Origin of the sequence: Clostridium sp. (assembly GCF_051650885.1) — a bacterium.
Classification (GTDB): domain Bacteria; phylum Bacillota; class Clostridia; order Clostridiales; family Clostridiaceae; genus Clostridium.
In genome coordinates this window covers 1-1,631 of sequence record NZ_JBOFRG010000160.1, presented here as the reverse complement: position 1 = coordinate 1,631, position 1,631 = coordinate 1, and the positions used below count along the sequence as shown (strand labels likewise).

Below are 1,631 nucleotides of genomic sequence, written 5' to 3'. Positions count from 1 at the left end.
CAAGGGTTTAAGAACTCCCCAGGACTCTTCCAAATGATAATGGACAGAGTACTCAAGGACCATATAGACAAGAAATGTTGTGTATACTTGGATGACATATTAGTTTTTGGAGAAACAGAACAAGAACACGATTTTAATCTAGAAGCAGTTCTAAAAGCACTTAGTGCGAATAAATTTAAACTAAACGAAAGGAAGATTCAATATAAACAAAAAAAAATTAAACTACTAGGAATGTTTATAGATGGTATCCGAAAGTTCCCGATTGAACAACATTTAAAGAAGATACTCGACTTTAAAATACCAAAATCAAGGAAAGAACTTCAGAGAGTCCTAGGATTCTGTAATTACTACAGAAAATACATTAAGAATTTATCCAGTATTGCTGCCCCGTTATATAATCAATTGAAAGGGAAGAGTTCAGAAATTGAGTGGGATAAGAAATGCAATGAAGCATTCATTGAACTAAAGAATAAGATCAATTGAGACATATCCTTCTGTATACCAGATTTAACAAAGAAATTTGTACTGACAACTTACAATATCTTTAACATGGTGGAGAATATTCGAATCATCTATTTCCCAAGATGTTGTATAGTTCCGTCGTTGTTTGACGTTAAAGTAACTAGGTGAGGTGAGTTTTCTTATGGTATCTGGATTTTTTTAGCGCGTTTCTCTAGGATGTTCCATTTTTTCTAAAAAAAAAAAGAAAGAAAAATTTTTACTAAAGAAAGAGAAGGAAGTAAATGTTAGGGTAAAGCTTGGAGAAATAGGACACTGAGGTTCCTGTAAAGGCTAGTCGGAGTAAGCAGGTTGTAGGAGATGTCGAGCCTACCTATTTAAATCTAAAGAGTCTACAGAGGTTATAAAAGCTTTAAAGAGATTCATTGGTGAGATTGGTGTTCTAAATAAGATAATCACAGATGACGGTAAAGAATTTTGCTCTAGACAAATACAAGACCTCATCTCTAGTCATAACATTGAGCATCATAAAACCTCGATAGAAAAGCATCAAGCTAATGGACGAGTTGAAAGATTACACCGTACAATTTAGCAAGCCCTACAAAAAGTTCCCGAAGAAGATTTAGATGAAGACCGAATAAAAAATATCCTGGAAGACATAATTGCAAAAATATATCGTAGTTACCACAGAGGAATAGGTCAAACACCAGATGAAGGATGGATGAATCCATCAAATGAGACTCTGAAGAATGCAAATTCAAGTGAATCGAAAAATGCAAAAGAATTCAGATCTGGCCATAGAGAGGTGTTTTCAATAGACGACTCTGTCTATATTCAAGCAAGCACGCTTGAAAGTCAAAATAAATTAAACAATAAATATGAAAGAATTGGGATTGTTAAAAAAGTCCTTGAGAACGATTCATATATTGTTGAGCACAACGGCAAAAGTTTTAAAAGAAGTCATTCCCAATTGAAATTACTCTCAGAAGAATAAGAAACGATATGCTGTTTTATGAACATCAAACCAATCATTTGGCGAATTTGAAGCACACGTTAGCCAAATAGTGATAGAGGACGGAAGACGCCGTGCATTAAAAATGTCTGAAAAAATAATCCAAAAAGCGACAACTAATAACATAAAGCACTTTGGGGAGGGGATGTTGTTCCCCCTT

At 34.2% G+C, this 1,631-nt stretch carries 2 protein-coding genes; both read left to right on the top strand.

Annotated elements, in window-relative coordinates; translation table 11 throughout:
- Positions 1-483: reverse transcriptase domain-containing protein (locus ACRC28_RS07980; RefSeq protein WP_438542927.1), on the top strand; the 483-nt coding region annotated here is incomplete at its 5' end.
- Positions 484-1,180: 697 nt separating this feature from the next.
- Complete coding sequence (locus ACRC28_RS07975; RefSeq protein ID WP_438542926.1) at positions 1,181-1,453, top strand: hypothetical protein; 273 nt, start codon at positions 1,181-1,183, stop codon at positions 1,451-1,453.
- Positions 1,454-1,631 lie beyond the last annotated feature (178 nt).